The 17,213-nt window shown below is 38.8% G+C and carries 9 protein-coding genes and 1 pseudogene; 1 reads left to right on the forward strand and 9 read right to left on the reverse strand.

The features are described from left to right. Positions 1 to 134 precede the first annotated feature (134 nt). The 7 genes and pseudogenes from R8806_RS14110 to R8806_RS14140 all read right to left on the reverse strand — a co-directional run. Positions 135 to 1,250: pseudogene (locus R8806_RS14110) on the reverse strand (ATP-binding protein); the annotation flags it as partial. Positions 1,251 to 1,566: 316 nt separating this feature from the next. Beyond that, entirely contained in the window at positions 1,567 to 2,652 is a 1,086-nt protein-coding gene (locus tag R8806_RS14115) for a TlpA disulfide reductase family protein (protein WP_124316042.1), read from the reverse strand. A 190-nt stretch (positions 2,653 to 2,842) separates the two neighbouring features. Beyond that, positions 2,843 to 4,480 carry a DUF4998 domain-containing protein gene (locus R8806_RS14120; RefSeq protein WP_124316041.1) on the reverse strand — a complete coding sequence of 546 codons (1,638 nt, stop codon included), beginning with the start codon at positions 4,478 to 4,480 and terminating at the stop codon, positions 2,843 to 2,845. 24 nt (positions 4,481 to 4,504) lie between these two features. Further along, positions 4,505 to 5,872, reverse strand: a complete 1,368-nt coding sequence (locus tag R8806_RS14125; protein ID WP_229782965.1) for a DUF4959 domain-containing protein — start codon at positions 5,870 to 5,872, stop codon at positions 4,505 to 4,507. A gap of 28 nt (positions 5,873 to 5,900) precedes the next feature. Beyond that, positions 5,901 to 7,841 carry a RagB/SusD family nutrient uptake outer membrane protein gene (locus R8806_RS14130; RefSeq protein ID WP_124316040.1) on the reverse strand — a complete coding sequence of 647 codons (1,941 nt, stop codon included), beginning with the start codon at positions 7,839 to 7,841 and terminating at the stop codon, positions 5,901 to 5,903. Between the two features lie 17 nt (positions 7,842 to 7,858). Further along, the gene (locus R8806_RS14135; protein ID WP_317715697.1) at positions 7,859 to 11,296 is read right to left on the reverse strand and encodes a TonB-dependent receptor; all 3,438 of its coding nucleotides are present in this window, start codon (positions 11,294 to 11,296) and stop codon (positions 7,859 to 7,861) included. A 120-nt stretch (positions 11,297 to 11,416) separates the two neighbouring features. Continuing rightward, positions 11,417 to 12,580 (reverse strand): FecR family protein, encoded by a 1,164-nt coding sequence (locus R8806_RS14140; RefSeq protein ID WP_124316038.1) that lies wholly within the window; start codon positions 12,578 to 12,580, stop codon positions 11,417 to 11,419. Positions 12,581 to 12,854: 274 nt separating this feature from the next. Between R8806_RS14140 and R8806_RS14145 the strand changes: the two genes are divergently transcribed. Further along, positions 12,855 to 13,394, forward strand: coding sequence for an RNA polymerase sigma factor (locus R8806_RS14145; RefSeq protein WP_124316037.1), 540 nt, complete (start codon positions 12,855 to 12,857; stop codon positions 13,392 to 13,394). Here R8806_RS14145 and R8806_RS14150 read toward each other — a convergent pair. Together R8806_RS14150 and carB are read right to left on the reverse strand one after the other, a co-directional pair. Further along, the gene (locus tag R8806_RS14150; RefSeq protein WP_124316036.1) at positions 13,357 to 13,764 is read right to left on the reverse strand and encodes a hypothetical protein; all 408 of its coding nucleotides are present in this window, start codon (positions 13,762 to 13,764) and stop codon (positions 13,357 to 13,359) included. The two genes, R8806_RS14145 and R8806_RS14150, sit on opposite strands and share 38 nt — an antisense overlap. Before the next feature lie 214 nt (positions 13,765 to 13,978). Then, entirely contained in the window at positions 13,979 to 17,194 is a 3,216-nt protein-coding gene (gene carB, locus R8806_RS14155; RefSeq protein ID WP_124316035.1) for a carbamoyl-phosphate synthase (glutamine-hydrolyzing) large subunit, read from the reverse strand. Positions 17,195 to 17,213: the final 19 nt, after the last annotated feature.

Here is a 17,213-nt window from a genome sequence, read left to right on the forward strand (position 1 = left end):
AAATCTTAAGAGTTTTATTCCACAATCCACTTCTCAATATTTCGTGTCTTGTTGTCGAAGTTAATACCGATCTTGAACAATTGACGGGAATCAGTCTCGAACGGAGAAAGCCGTTTTATTCTCGTTCATTATAAATATGAGATAAGAAATTTATCAAACCATTCTTTCACCTCTCGGTTTGGAGTTCCCAATGTGTAAATACCAAATTCTAAATCGTAATCCTTGATGGTGAGGTATCCGTTTTAGTAAAGAGCCGAGATCAAATTATCGTCCATATCATTTAATCCATTGGCATCTGTTGTCCAAGATACTACCCTTCTCCGGTTATAATGGTTCTGTTTCAGCAACTCGACAAGGTAAGTCGGGGTTCCCGTCTCGAACCAGTAACTACCGAATTTCATCTTGTCAAACGTGTTCAACACGCTAAACGGGTTATAAATACCTTCAGAGTTTTCAGCAAAATGGTAACCATCGTATGACTCTTTTAGTCGATCACACGTTTCCTCGTACGTTAATCCTTGGGCAGAGGCTAACCGATGAATGTCATCCTTGAAATAATGATGAATTTCTTCTTCGGTCATCCCGCATAAAGCGACGTACCGTTCGTCCATGGAAATATCGTTCAAGTTGTTAAGATCACTGAACACGCTGACTTTCCCGAACTTGGTAACACCCGTGAGCAAAGCGAACTTAATATCCCCATCCATCGTTTTAAGGACCCCGTAAAACGGTTTCAAGGTATTACGAAATTCTCGTTGTAATTCCTCATTACCAATGGCCTGTAACATGGGTTTATCGTACTCATCAACAAGAATGACCGCCCGTTGCCCGGTTAACTCGTGGGTCCAGCGAATAATCCCAGCGAATCGTAGCGAGAAAGACACTTCCGAGGGTTCTGATCCATACTCCTTTTCCCAACGGATTAGAACATTATTAAGAATATTTCCCAAACTTTCAACCGAGTCGTATTTCTCTATGTTCAAGTCAAGATGCAAGATCGGATGTCGTACTCATTCCTTCTCCAACTCCTCCATCGCGAGACCTTGAAATAATTCCCGTTTCCCCCGAAAATAAGCTTCAAGTGTTGAAATGAGCAAACTTTTCCCGAAACGACGCGGACGACTCAAGAAATAGTACCGCCCTGTTTTCACAAGCCGATAAATTAACCTTGTTTTGTCCACGTAGAGATACCCGTCTTTCCGAAAGCTCTCAAAATTTTGAATACCGATAGGGTATAATCTGTCGCTCATCTTCTTCCTTATATTTATCTAACAAATATAGGAATTTTCAATAGAAAAACAAAATAGTTTCCATTCATACTGGAAACTATTTTTCATTTATACTGGAAGCTATTTTTCTTTGAAATCACGTTCCATCTTGCTTCGAACTTAAGATATTTCAAAACATGACTGAACCACTTCTGAATATAGTATTATAAATCAAATAAAAATCATTTTTCCTTAAAAAAATCAGACAATTTATTCCATAAAATATTCCCTCATTTAGTAATAACATATATAGAACTTTCTTTATCCAATAAAAGCAAACCATAAAAACAGAAATACTTTATTTTTTCTTATTTTTTTTTAATAATTCCGCTATCTTCTTACGGAGATCATTACCCCGAAGTCCTTTGGCAACAATACGGTTCTCCGCATCAATTAGAAAAATTGTAGGAAGATCATTCACCATATAGAGACGGGCAACAAGAGAATCAAAACCTCTTAAATCTAAACCGTTTATCCATACCATACCATCCAAACCTATAGTATTCTTCCATTTAACCCGGTCATCGTCAAGTGAAATACTGATAATCTCTAAACCTTGTGGACGATATTGCGAATAAAGTTTCACTAACTCAATATTATCTTGCCGGCAAGAAGGATCTGTTGAAAGCCAGAAGTACACTAATTTCAACTTGGCGGGGATATCATACAACGAGAACAAACTACCATCAGGCTTTTCTACCGTGAAATTCGGGGCAACTTTTCCCTCAACCAATTTTGCATACTGATCTAAGGCTGCAGCGATCTGTTTACCTGGAATCGTAGCGCGAGCTCCTTCTCCCAAAAGTTCATACTTTAAACGTAATTCCTCTTCTGTTTCCTTGAGGATACCCAAAGCAATCACATATACAGTGGCATATTCGTCAGGATTCGCCTTGATCAAATTCAGCGTGGCATTCACCGACATTTCGTAGGCTTTATTCACCTGATTTTGCAAAGCTTGAATGTTTGCTCCTGGTTGTTGAGCTTCTGCCACAATCTTAGCCTGTTCTGAGACAAAAGATTGGCTAATTCGAGTGTAATGAGTCAACAATTCTTGCTGTCGCCCACCTTGGATCAACGCCCCATTATCATTTACGTTAATCATAAAATTCGTGTTTTCAAGAATCAAGGGAATCATCCCATTCCCATCAGACAGTGTAATATAAACCGCCACGGGACCGTTTACTTTTCCCGTAAAAACAAATACTCCATTCTTAATTTGAGTTATTCCTAATGTATCCGATTTACCCTTTTCACCATTTATCAACAATACCTTACCATCCGGTACACCACTGATTTTACCACTAATTTGATAGCCTTCTTGAGCTTTACAAGTGACCGAGAAGATTATCACTACATTAATCAGCAATACAATTATTTTCATCCTTAAAAAAATTAACAACAACAAATTTTCTATTACAGTCATCCTTATTTATACTAAAATATCAGTTTCCAGATGAATATATTTTCCTTCTACAAAAATCCTCTCACATAATAATCTATCATTAAATTTACATGAAAATACAAGCCGGGGATAAAAACCCGGCCCGTAATATTCACTGAAACACGCTATTTTAGAAAGGGATAAAAGCTCCCAAACGTAAACTAAACAACGGAGATCCATCTGATGTCGCATTAACATATTGATTAACAATAGTCAATCGGACATACTGTACAGATTTTTGCAAAACTTCCGGCACATATATAAATGTAGTTTCCCCGGGAGTATTTCCAATATTTATCCCTCCATTTTCGTATGTAGCATTCTCCCATTCGTAACCATCCTTAGATACCTCTATTTTCAAAGAAGGTAACAGATATTTGATATCAGTTTGAGTCCCTTGAGTAGGCTGCACAATTTTAAATCCTTTCACTACCATAGGTTTTTTCATATCAAATTTCACCTCAAAAACTTTCACACTCGATGTCAGTCCCGGTTCGAAATAAAATTTCGGGTCATCAATCAGCAAATTTGCAGCCCCATTTGTTTTGTAACCATTATAAACCGTATCAGTACAAGTGACCTCCCAACCCGTCGTATCTAATGGTACAACCTTCGGTAAAGTATTTGTATTTTTCATCTCACTCAATAACCCTGGCTTGATCTTACCCATAAATTCCATCGTAGTAATGGAAACTGATTCAAAATCATTACCAAAATAATGATTATTATAACGTTCCACGGTAAAACCCTCACGAGAATCTTTCAAAAATTGCAATGTTAATAATCCTTTATAAACGTCTGTAGTACTCACATTCATGCTCGTGTATCCATCTATCATATAACGATTTTTTCCAAGAATTACTTTTTTCAAATTTGGGAAATATAACAAATCTTGGAATGAAGCCATATCATAATCTAATTCAATTGTTTCCACTGAATTAATAATTTCATCCGTCACTCCACCATATTGTTTTAACAACAACTGTGAAAATCCTGCTGACCATACCTGTTCATCTTTTAACAAGGTTGCATCTTCGAAATTAATCTCATCGATACAATTCGGTAATTTCCCTTTCCGTTGTATTTTTATCTCTTTCGAGAAATCAATTCCTGGCTCTCCTTCCCCCGGGATTAAGAAATAATAATCTCGCCCAAAATCAATTTCCCCAAACAAAGACAACCGTAATCCCATATGCTCTTTGATATTCCAAGTATGCTGTTCTCCATCACTACCCCAGTACACAAGATTCATCTCACTTATATTCTCATTTACATCATCTAATATCACGGCTAATCTACCATTCAACGGATAGAAATTAATAATCCCGCGAGTAAAAGTTTGTAAATCCTCATGACTTTCAGTGTATGGACGAGCATAAGCAGATTCCACAATAGATTCCGTACTATCAACAGAAATATTACTCACAGTCACAGTATAAACTGCATTTGCGAGATTCTCCAGATAACAAGAATCTACTAAATTATTATTTTCGACAACATCCTTCGGTCGTAAAAAGAGTACATGCGATTCTGAATCTGATTCTGCCTTCCAAGTTACTTTGACATGATCTATATTTGCATCCAGATTTCCTTTCCATTTCACTTTTAGCCGTTTCCAACCCGGTAGAACTTCTAGATTCGAACATTTTCCCACATAATGAATTCTACCATTACCGGCATATTCATCGTAAGTATCCTCAAGATCCTCACATCCCACGATAAAAAGTACCGCAAATAGCCATACAATATAATATAATTTTTTCTTCATAATTTGAATGATTGTTCATTTACACTATTCAGCCTTCACACTTACTTCCAATTCATTAAAGGTCACGTATTCCAAAGGATTTTCTTCCCTTAAAACACCCCACCGAGGATAATTGAATGTGTCCTCGATCACAAAAATCAAGTATCGATAACTATCTCCTGTGTAATTGCAACGCATATCCAAACACACTGGATCTGTAGCAGCAATATCCTCAATAGTTGAAATAATTTTACCCCCATCCACAAAACCATAATTCATGTCATCCGTAAATTTTGCCCAAGAAGATTCCCAAGAGTTAGGATTATAGTCAAGCCGAAAGAGCCGCACACAAGAACTCAAATTTACCGTTTCCGGATTTTCATTAGTGCCGTAAAGAGCAACTTTACAAGGAAGTCTTGTACGATAAGCACCATTCCAAAGTTCCTTCAATAATGCAGGAGCACTTCCAGATGTTGTTGGCCAAACAGTATAATAATTCAAGTAAGCATACAGCCGTACCGCAGCCGGAACTTTTTCCTTACGTAAATCTATAATGAAACGTTCCCCAAATGCACCTGGTCCAGCCGCAAAAGTTGCATATTTATATTTTGCATTAGTATTCTTATTACGATAAAATACCTCTCCTTTCCGATCCCCATCAAACAAATACTTCTCTCCCAGTGCATATTCTTCTCGTTCTATTATTTTTCCTGTAAATTTGAAATCGAAATCGCCATATTTTAAAGTATCCATATACAAAGCGGGTAGTCCTTCAAAAATTTGTTGTTTGACACGATACCCCCGGTAATCCTCCGTCCGAACGACAACCGTATTATTTTCAGAAGTTTGTTTCAAAACAAAATTGAGCGTATCACCTCCCTCTACAATAGGACTAGTCATCACCAAAATCGTATCGGGTCGTTGGGTTAAGGGATTCGTTCCAAGATAAAACACATGTACCAAACCACTTACCACCTCTGGAGAGGAATACATCATCGAAAAACCACCCCAAAATGAATTCACCTTTAAATTATCAAAAAAAGATACTGGGGCCGAATCCTCCGTGTCGAACGTAAACTCCATTGGACTAGACTCTTCACCTCTATCGTTAAAAAAAGTAACCAATGCCGGTACATTCTCCCGTTTTTCATTAAAACCAAGTAACAAGAGTGAGTCGCTCAAATAAGTCCCCGATAAAACCATCTCCATCCCTCGAACATCATTATACCGTACTCGTATTCCAGCTACTTCAGGATTACGAGGTAAATAATAATTCATGACAGCACCTCCCGGAACTGGTCGGAAGCTAAGGTCTTTCCGAAATTCGACAGGTACATCGAATCCGATATTCTCATCACTATTACAAGCAAATAAACCGAATATCAAAAACAATAATATTGCATTTTTCATCATTCTAAATTTTAAAGTCATAACCATATACTTACCAACCCGGATTTTGCACGCAACCGGATATCAGAATCTCTTCGCTACGTATAGGATATAAATAATCTCGAGGAGCTACAAATTTATTCTTCGAATTAACAATCACTGGCCTACTGTTATTATAAAATTTTTCTCGTGTATCTCCCAACACGTTCCACCCGTATTGATTCTCATTCATCTCTAAATGTGCCGTTTTCCATCGACGTAAGTTCCAATAACGACGACCTTCGAAAGCAAACTCTATATTCCACTCCTGACGAATAATTTCACGCATACCAACTTGACTATTTACCTTATTTTTATCTCGCGCCATTGCCCAAGATTCTTGCACTGTAGGAATTCCGGCACGTTTACGTATCTCGTTCAAATTATCGTATACCCTATTATCCGGTGTTGTCAAATATTCATTCCAAGCTTCCGCAGCAATTAAATACAATTCAGCTATCCGAATTACGGGATAAGGATAATCTCCCATTCCTTTTACGTTATTCACGTAATTAAAAAGAGGTATATCCGAACTCGTCCATTTTTTAATCCAATAACCACTTAAATTCTGAGGAGCAGTAGAATTAATTCGTTTTTCTTTTAATCCAAAAGTTTCTCCACGATAAGCTTCTACTTTATAAAGATTATCTATATTCTTTCCTAGCCTCCAATAACAGCGATCAGCAGCAATAGTAGCATAAAAACGAGGTTCACGACGAGTATGCAATACAGGAATATCCTCTCGCATAACAACCACATCAGTATAATAAGGATCTGTTTCTTGAGTCATAGCATAGATATTCCCTCCTCCAAAACTTGGATCTTGATCTATAGGAAGTCCATTTACTGTGTAGAACATCTCAACCATTTTTAAACTCGGACTCATGCTCGTACCAGTTAAATAATGATTAGGGTCAATTGTGATATCAGGAAGCGTATAGAAGAAAAAATCATCTCCTCCCTCAGTTCCCTTTCCCTTGATCATCAATAAAGCCTCATCACTTAAGAAGCCCCATGTCTGAATAGATCTCTCAATATTAAGCATATACGTTTGTAATGTTGTAGAAGCATATTGGTCATTCACCAGATGTTTCCCGTTTTCCAAACACACTTGAATAGCCTCTTCTGCAGCTTCTGCAGCACGTTTCCACTTTTCTTTATCCTTCGTAGAACTAAAAAGTGGCTCTCCATTCTTATTTACAAAATTAATATAATCTAGATTCCCATTAAAAAGATCAGAAGCTTGATAAAGCAAAGCTATTGCTTTTAGAGCTAAAGCACTTTCTTTACTAAAATAAGCTCTTCGAGAGGATTCTTTCAAATCAAGCGAAGTTAAATCAGCTGCAGCTTCATCGCAAAGACGAACGATGGCATTAAAACAAGTATCCACATGGCTACGAGGAACTTGCATATCATGAATATCTAAATTCGGATCAAGGTTTTCTGGAACTAAAATGATCGGTCCATAATGACGTACCAATTCAAAATACATATAAGCTTTCAATGCCTTTATTTCAGCCTTCCATTCCCGCTTCTCATAAGCCTCCATGTTGTATACTTGATCGATTTTGTCAATAAACACATTACACAAATTTATTCCCGCATAATAATCTCTTTTACCATAAGAACCGTATCTTTTTGACCAAATATCACCATACGGATCCAATGCATTTTGTAAACCTGCTCCGATATTCAATCCTATCCAACCACGATTCCGTTGATAATCACCCGTAACCACTTCATCCGCACCCAAGAAAGCCTCATTCCCGGAAAGACAAGGAGTTGAATTTTGCAAAAATGTATAACAACTTTGGAGCCAAAGCAAAGCATCATCCCTTGTTTCAAAAACCGAATTTAATGTTGTCATGTCCTCTTCCGGTACGATATCAAGAAAGCTATCACATCCTAACAATAAAAACAAAGGAATCAATAAAACTAGTAATAAACGTTTCATATTCTCTGTCTGTTAAATTAAAAACTAATATTAATACCTACCGCATAGGTCTTTTGTATCGGGTAATTAAACCCATTCTCACCTAATTCCACATCCCATAACTTGAAATTCGTAATCATAAAAGGATTATTTGCCCGAGCAAAAAACTTTACATTTTGCATCCGAATTTTCTTTTTCAAATTTGCTGGCAAATTATAAGCCAATTCCAAGGAAGTACAACGCAAGAAACGACATTCCCGCATAAAATAAGTACTTTTACGAGTTTCTGTAGCATCTACCGAATACCAATCTTCCTGAGGATTATAAACTGTCATACTTTGTGTAGAAAGACGAGGCCAGAACGGACGGTCAACAACATTATCCTCACTCCAATGGTCTTCGTAAATCGCTTTCAACATTGCGTGATCACCCACGAATGGAGAAAGTGCCTTCGGATTAAGAAAAAAACCACGATTACCCGACCCTTGGAAAGAAAAATTGAATTCCCAATTCTTGTAATTGATAAAACCACTAAAACCATATATAATTCGTGGAGTTTCCGGAAATCCTATATGTACGGCGTCCTCAGTATCAATAATCCCATCCCTATTCACATCACGATAACGGATATCTCCGGGCATAGCTGAGGGTTGATCGGGCGCATTGTCAATTTCCGCCTGATCACGGAACAATCCTTCGGCAATATAACCTACTTGTTGTGATATCTCATGTCCTACTTTTCGTTGCCAATTAGGTTTATCAGTTGCCTCTTCCAATTCTTTATAAACAGCCTTATTGTATGTGAAAGTCCCGTTCAAAATAATCCAAAAATCCGGAGAAAAAGCATGCTGAATTTTTCCCGCCAAATCGATACCCCGGGAACGCACCTTACCGATATTATCCAAAGGAGGAATTTCCACACCCATATTAGCAGGAATTACCGTACGATTCCCGATAATATTGTGACGAATTTCCTGATAAATATCAGCATTCAATTCCAAAATACCCTTGAAAAAGCGAGTTTCTAACCCAAGATTCACTTGTTCTGAAATTTCCCACTCTATATCGGGATCACCATAATTCTGTATTTGATAACGAGATAACCTGTCATCTTTTCCCGGTTCTGGATGATATGCTCCTATATCCGTCGGTTCAACCTGCGGCATATACACGAAACGAGGAGTTTCAATTATACCGTCATTACCAACTTTTCCGTAAGATGCTCTAACCTTGCAAAAAGGCATCCAATTGGCTACTCTCCGCATGAAATTTTCTTTTGAAACAATCCAAGCTCCTCCAACAGATGGAAAAAATCCCATCCGATTTTTTTTAGCAAAACGCTCCGAACCGTTATAACCGAAACTAGCCTCCAAAAAATAACGATCCATATATCCATAAGTACCACGCATGGAAAAACTCAGATTACGATGCTCTATACTCTCGAATAAACTCTGATTCGGATTAGAATTAGCTTGTTGGGCTTGAAATACAGCCGTCAGCGAAGTTTGATGATTACCCCAAGCCGCCGTATGCAGCAAACGCCCTTCATATACCCACTGGGTGGACGATGTCAACATATTATTCATTCTATTTAATTCCAAAGTACGACGTCCATTCCGTACTAAAGTTAAGGTATGTTCACCTGTTTCAAAATCATACCCTCCACTCTCTGCATTTAAATAATAGTAAAATGGTGAAGTACTGTAAGTACTCTGCTCATATCCTTGTTTTGAAAGCGAAACACTAGCACGAAGTTCCAAACCTTTTAATAAAGATGAAAGATTATGAATATACTCGGCACGACTAGTTACAGAATAACGCCCCCGTTCCATATATCCCACATGAAGCTGTGCGTAAGGATTTGCCGCTTCTCCATCCAATCGATTTCCAAAACGCAAATGAGGCCAACTATATTTCTTATCTCCCGGATAGGTTGGAGCAAAATCTACCGGTGAAGCATTAAAAGCCAAAGAATAAGCTGCAGTAACATTCTGCTGTGGCCCATGATATTTATCAATAGAAAATGAAGTATTTACTAACAAACGAATACCGGCACTCAAATCCACGTTTAAGTTTACACGAGAAGAAACAGTAGAGTTTGTAATATTGACATCAAACTGATTTAAACGATCTGTTTTTAACATACCTTGATCTCTCACGTAATTCACGGAGGCATAATACTGTATTACACGAAATCCGCCACGTACATTCACGCCTAAACGATGATTGACAGAATAATCTTTGAACATAATATCATACCAATCATTGGCAGGATATACCCAAGAAGGATAGTTCGAACTTCCCGTACGTTCAATCCGTTCAATTGAATATGCCGGAGTTGCAGAGGAATTACGAGCCAACAAAGCCTGATTATACATCCTCATATAAGTTTTCGGGTCAACCACTTCTATCTCGCGGGTTGGCATAGAGGCCACTGCCTCGTAACGTACTGAAGTATAAACGCTTCCCTCTTCTCCTTTCTTCGTTGTCACCAATATAACCCCGTTAGCTCCCCGTGCACCATACATTGCCGTGGCAGAAGCATCTTTTAATACACTAAAACTTTCTATATCCTCAGGCGCCATACGAGCTAAATCCAATCGGGAAGATTCAACTCCATCGATTAACACCAACGGCTCGGAAGAACCTTGAGAAGAACTAATACCCCGAATATAGAACTTCGTGTTCATTTCTTCCTCTGTCAATGCCCCGGGAATACCTCCTGTCTGCCAACCTATAATACCTGCAATTTTTCCTGCAAAACTAGAAGTTAAATCACTACTAGAAGATTTCAAATCCATTGGGCGAACGGTAGTAATAGCCGAAACCACACTTTCTTTTTTCTGTTCTCCGAACGCTACTACAGTTACCTCTTCAATATTTTCCGCAGTTGGATTCAAACGAATATTTAGTCTTTCTTTTCCTTTAATATCAACAGTCTCTGTCTTATACCCGATAAAAGAAACTCGCAACACATCGTCAGGCTTAGCAGCAATTGTGTAACGTCCTTCCACATCGGAAGCAACCCCTTGTGTTGTTCCCACGATCACGATCGTGGCTCCAGGAATAGGATTTCCCTTCTCATCAACAATACGACCGCTTACTTTTAAAAGATTTACTTCAAGCTTTTTTTCTTGACGGATAATAGCAATATTATCACCTGTGATTTTATACGTGAAACCAGTATCTTTAAGAATTGTTTTTAAAACATCCTCTACCGTCGCATTTTTCACATTAATAGTCACCGGTTTTAACTGTTCCACTTGTATCTTTTCATAAGCGAAATTAACTCCAGTTTGTTTTTGAATTTCTAATAATACATCAATTAAGGGTACATTTTTAAAATCAAGAGAGACCTTCTTACTTACAGCATTCTGTGCGTTAAGATTCGTAAATCCCATCGCCAGTAAACATACCAAAAGGTATATTTTGCAAAAAGAGCCGCCTCCATTGCGAAATAATAAACTTTTTTTCATAACTTTGTTTTTAATATTTATCGATAATTAATCGGTTCCCATTTCTCACCGAGGAATCATTAATTTATTACACAGGATGTTCTAGGCAAAAGGGCATCCTGTTAATTTTTTCAGGACATCTTATTCTACAATCTTCACCTCCTTCCCTTCGATTAAGAATTTAACATCCGAAACAAATTCTATCACGTCCAAAGCTTCTCGGAGTGATGCGTGTTGTTTTATAGAAAATACGTATTCTTCCTTTTCCAAAGCAACCTCGTTTTTAACCGAGAAATGAACATCGTAGAACAATTCAAGACTGGGAATTATCTGTTTTATCGTTTTCCCGTTAAAGAGAATATAACCATTCCGTTTAGCGGTGTATTCTGCCAGATTTGTTTGTGTAACTGTCAACTGTCCTAATTTATCCACGAATGATTTGTCACCGGGATGAAGTACAGTTTCCTTTCCATCTGATGAATTTTTCGGGGTAATACTGACAACACCCTCTACCAACACGGCCTCATCCGGCAAATTGTCCCGTGAAATAACATTAAACGTTGTCCCATACACCTGCAATTTCATATTATCCGTGTTTACCACGAAACGATTCGAAGATTTTGTCACCTCAAAATATCCTTCCCCACGAAGAGTCACTTCTCGGGTAGAAGTTGAATCAAATTTCACCGGGTAAGTTAATTCACTCTGCGGGTTAAGCAACACGAAAGTTCCATCCGATAATACAAGTTCAAAGGTTTTTCCTCTTGGAACAACAACGGTATGCGTCGGGATAATTTCTTTTTCTTTCACCGTATCCACTCGATAAATACTATCGGATTTGGTGTAATTCAACTGGTTATTATTAGTTTGCTGATCCATTTTCGAATTTAATTCCTCGGCAGTCAGTTTATCCCCGGTTTCCGTGATTATAAAAACCGATTCTCCCGCATTCTCGCTTTTCATGGCAATCTGCATCCCGTCCATCTTATCCTGATTCATGTCATAATACCACCAAGTTCCCAGCGAGAGCAATAAAATAACAGATGCCGCCACGGTCATTCGTTGCCACAATACCCGTTGATGTTTCCGTCTTCTCGTCTTTTGCAATTTTGAATAGAACTGATCCAGCTTTTCTTCAGAAAAAGATTCGTTACGAGTCGGCTGATTTGCATAGTAATCAGATGCCCGTTGATAAAATTCTTCATTCCGGGGATCTTCTTTCCGCCAAAATTCTACCTCTTCGACCGTTTTTTTATCAGTCTGTCCATTGATATATGAAAATATTTTACCCCAATCAATCTGCATAAATTTTCAATCTTTTATACAATAAACGCACAATGAAAAAAATGGGACCCCCATTTCCAATATTTTTTTTGAAAAAAATTTCATTGATCCAACCTGTAGTTTCCTAAAATTGGTTTACTAAGTTTACGGTAAACTTTTTTCAGGACAATACATAGAAAAAGGATAGAGAAAAGATAGGGAAAGGCGGGATCAAATCAAAAAATAAAACGAGTTTTAATACTTGTAATAAAAATTTTATCTTATATATTTGTGAGATATATCTTTAATCCTTACTATGCAAGAGAAAGAATTTGAACATATTTTCAAATGCTATTATAGTGATATATATAATTTTATCTATCACTATATCATGGATGGAGATGATGCAGAAGATCTAGCACAGGATGTTTTTATTTGTTTTTTTGAAAAATATAAATCACTGCCGGAAAGGATCAATTCGAAACAATACCTTTTATCTATCGCCAAAAATCGATGTATTAGTTTCCTACGCCACAAGAATGTCATTGACCGGAATAACCTCAAATACTTTGAAACCCTGTTATTCAGTGCCACCTCAGAGTACGACACCACGTATGATGATTTATTTTTAAAATTAAATATTGCCATGGACAAACTTTCCGACCTGCAAAAACAAATCGTGCAAATGAAATTAGCCGGGAAAGATTACTCGGAAATGTCGGAAGAACTAGGCGTAACCCACTCCCAAATCCATAAAAACATCAAAAAAGCTTACGATAAGATCAGACATTATGTTGAAAAAAGTGAGGCTATCATGCTTATTCTATCACCTCTATTTTCACTTTTACATCATTAACGGTACATCCATCCGTCTTGAATTCTATGATCATCCCGGTATGAGTCCACATCGTCTGGAAATCCCGATCTTTCAGTTCTCCTGCTTTTAAAGGAAACGAGCGACGGGAACGAATTCCACTAGTCTCTCCGTCCTCTCTTATGGTCAAAATAGCATCACAATCCAAGGTACCTTTCACCGTGATATGTAACCTTTGGGGAGTTTCTGTTTCAGTGTTATAGACAAAAGTGGCCAATTGCTTATTATTAATAGTAAACGTCTGTTCCTCAACAACTCCACCAGATGATTGCATCCACACGACGATTCCCAGTATCAACATGATTAAAACCGCAAAAACATATAGAATTCTTTTCAATTTCTTACTCGTCATAAGTACCTATTTTTGTTATAATGATTATTACAAAGCTAGCAATTTAAGGTCAAATACCCAAAAAATTATTATCATCCCGTAAAACTGCAAGATGTATCTTGCAGTTTTATTAAATTATTGCTGGTTACATCCTGCAAAATATAAAAAAGGGGCTGTCCAAAAAAATGAACAGCCCCTTTCAACTTTTATCTTTTAGTTTTTATCTTTTACCTTTCTAGTATTCGTCCCAACTCTTAATCGCGATCTCGGAAGGATCTACCTTACAAATAGCATAGATGAAGGCACTGGCCAAACGGGCATTCGTGATCAACGGAATGTTGTAATCCACGGCTGCACGTCGGATTTTATAGCCATTATCCAGCTCTCGTTTCGTGTGATTTTTCGGGATATTGATTACCAAGTCTATCCTTCGATCATGCAAGTACTCCATAATATTCGGCTCCTTATCTTCATCCGGCCAATAAAGAATTTGAGTATCAATTCCATTCTCCTTAAAGAATTTAGCCGTTCCTGCCGTACTGTAAATATTATACCCTTTTTCGATCAACATCCGGGTAGAATTCAGTAACTCCACCTTGGAACGAGTCGGACCGGAAGAGATCAGTATATTTTTCTTCGGAATACGATGCCCAACAGAAAGCATACTTTTCAATATTGCCTCGTAGTAATTCTCACCGATACACCCCACCTCTCCCGTGGATGCCATATCCACTCCCAACACGGGATCGGCCTTTAAAAGCCGGGCAAAAGAGAATTGTGAGGCTTTCACTCCCACGTAATCCAGATCGAATACCGATTTATTCAAGGATTCAACCTTCTCTCCCAACATGATCCGGGTGGCCATATCGATAAAGTTATATTTCAATACTTTCGACACGAAGGGGAAACTTCTCGATGCCCGCAAATTACACTCGATGACCTTTATATCATTATCCTTTGCCAAAAACTGCATGTTAAACGGACCGGATATGTTCAGTTCTTTAGCAATGGAACGGGCAATCTTTTTGATTCGACGGATTGTCTCCACGTAAAGTTTCTGTGCCGGGAAAACGATAGTCGCATCACCGGAATGTACTCCGGCAAATTCAACATGTTCACTGATAGCGTAAGCCTTTACCTCTCCTTCCTGCGCCACGGCGTCAATCTCGACTTCTTTCGCCTGTTCGATAAACTCAGATACCACGACAGGATGGTCTTTCGATACCTCTGCTGCTAACTCCAAGAAATGTAATAACTCATCTTTATTCGACACCACGTTCATAGCGGCCCCGGATAGCACGTAAGAAGGACGAATCAACACGGGGAAACCCACTTTATCCACGAAATGATAAATGTCCTCTATACTCGTTAATTCGCTCCACCGGGGCTGGTCAATACCCAACTCGTCACACATGGTAGAGAATTTCTGACGATCTTCTGCCCGGTCGATAGATTCGGGAGAAGTTCCCAAAATCTTCACGTGTTGACCATGCAATCGCATAGCCAAGTTATTCGGAATCTGGCCACCCGTGGAAACAATCACGCCTTTCGGTTCTTCCAATTCGATAATATCCATCACCCGTTCGAATGACAACTCGTCGAAATAGAGACGATCACAGGTATCGTAATCCGTGCTGACTGTCTCCGGGTTATAATTAATCATCACCGAACGATAGCCGGCTTTCCGTATTGTATTCAAAGCACTCACACCACACCAATCGAATTCCACGCTACTACCGATACGATAAGCTCCCGATCCCAACACGATCACGGAACGCCCGTCATGCTCGTATTTCACGTCATTTTCGGACCCGTTGTAGGTGACATACAAGTAATTTGTCATTGCCGGATATTCACCCGCCAGCGTGTCAATCTGTTTCACACAGGGTAATACTCCCAATTTCTTCCGGTAATCCCGAACCTTCAACATTTTCTCGTGGTGAGATAACGAGGTATTCTTCACGGTCAATCGCCCGATCTGGAAATCAGAGAAACCGTATTGTTTTGCCTTTCGCAACAGACCTTCACGAATATCCGTTTCCTTATCAAGTTTGCTTAACTTTTCTTTTAGCAAGTGAATGTTTTCCAAACGTTGTAAAAACCAGTGATCGATTTTCGTCAATTCATGAATTTTCTCTACGCTATATCCCTTGTCGAAAGCCCCGGCAATGGCAAATATCCGAGAATCTGTCGGGTTCACTAACTCTTCATCAATATCTTTCGCTTTCAACACGTTACCGACAAAACCATGCATTCCCTGCCCGATCATCCGGATTCCTTTTTGAATTGCCTCTTCGAAAGATCGTCCAATAGCCATGATTTCTCCCACGCTTTTCATGGAAGAACCGATCACTTTGGAAACTCCCTCGAATTTATTCAAGTCCCAGCGAGGTATTTTACAAACCACGTAATCCAATGCCGGCTCGAAACATGCCGTGGTGACTTTGGTTATCGAGTTTTTGATCTCGTGTAACCCGTATCCCATACCCAATTTCGCGGCAACAAAAGCCAAAGGGTACCCGGTTGCCTTGGATGCCAATGCACTGGACCGTGAAAGACGAGCGTTTACCTCGATTACCCGATAATCTTCCGAGTTCGGATCAAGGGCATACTGCACGTTACATTCACCCACGATGCCTATATGCCGGATTATTTTTATAGCTATCGATCTCAATTTGTGATATTCGCTATTACTTAAAGTCTGTGATGGAGCAACTACTATACTCTCTCCGGTATGAATTCCCAGCGGATCGAAGTTTTCCATGTTACAGACCGTGATACAATTATCATATTTATCACGTACCACTTCGTATTCTACTTCTTTCCATCCCTTCAAAGATTCTTCCACTAAAACCTGAGGAGAATAAGAAAAAGCACTGGCAGCCAAACGTTCCAACTCTTCTTTATTCGAACAAAAACCGGAACCCAATCCCCCCAGCGTGTAAGCTGCCCGGATAATCACCGGAAAACCTAATTTATCCACCGCGGCAAACGCCTCTTCCATATTACTGGCAGCAATACTTTTCGGTGTTTTCACGTTAATTTCTGCCAATTTTCCGGCAAAGATTTCCCGGTCTTCGGTATCTATGATGGCTTGTACAGGCGTTCCGAGTACTTGCACGTTATACTTTTCTAAAACACCCGATTTATAAAGAGCCACTCCGCAATTCAATGCAGTTTGTCCCCCGAAAGAGAGAAGAATACCATCCGGACGTTCCTTCTCGATCACCTGTTCCACGAATTCCGGTGTCACGGGTAAATAGTATATTTTGTCGGCCACACCTTCCGATGTCTGTACCGTGGCTATATTCGGATTTATCAACACGCTGTAAATACCTTCTTCCCGAAGTGCTTTCAAAGCCTGTGATCCGGAATAATCAAACTCTCCGGCCTCTCCTATTTTCAACGCTCCCGATCCCAGAAGCAATACCTTTGCTATACCCATTCTTATTTTAGTGTTATCATTAACA

Source organism: Butyricimonas faecihominis, assembly GCF_033096445.1.
Lineage (GTDB): Bacteria > Bacteroidota > Bacteroidia > Bacteroidales > Marinifilaceae > Butyricimonas > Butyricimonas faecihominis.

Excerpts from the sequence above, each read along its gene's own strand:
- R8806_RS14115 (WP_124316042.1), bottom strand. The coding sequence starts at position 2,652 with ATGAAAATAATTGTATTGCTGATTAATGTAGTGATAATCTTCTCGGTC.
- R8806_RS14120 (WP_124316041.1), bottom strand. The coding sequence starts at position 4,480 with ATGAAGAAAAAATTATATTATATTGTATGGCTATTTGCGGTACTTTTT.
- R8806_RS14125 (WP_229782965.1), bottom strand. The coding sequence starts at position 5,872 with ATGATGAAAAATGCAATATTATTGTTTTTGATATTCGGTTTATTTGCT.
- R8806_RS14130 (WP_124316040.1), bottom strand. The coding sequence starts at position 7,841 with ATGAAACGTTTATTACTAGTTTTATTGATTCCTTTGTTTTTATTGTTA.
- R8806_RS14135 (WP_317715697.1), bottom strand. The coding sequence starts at position 11,296 with ATGAAAAAAAGTTTATTATTTCGCAATGGAGGCGGCTCTTTTTGCAAA.
- R8806_RS14140 (WP_124316038.1), bottom strand. The coding sequence starts at position 12,580 with ATGCAGATTGATTGGGGTAAAATATTTTCATATATCAATGGACAGACT.
- R8806_RS14145 (WP_124316037.1), top strand. The coding sequence starts at position 12,855 with ATGCAAGAGAAAGAATTTGAACATATTTTCAAATGCTATTATAGTGAT.
- R8806_RS14150 (WP_124316036.1), bottom strand. The coding sequence starts at position 13,764 with ATGACGAGTAAGAAATTGAAAAGAATTCTATATGTTTTTGCGGTTTTA.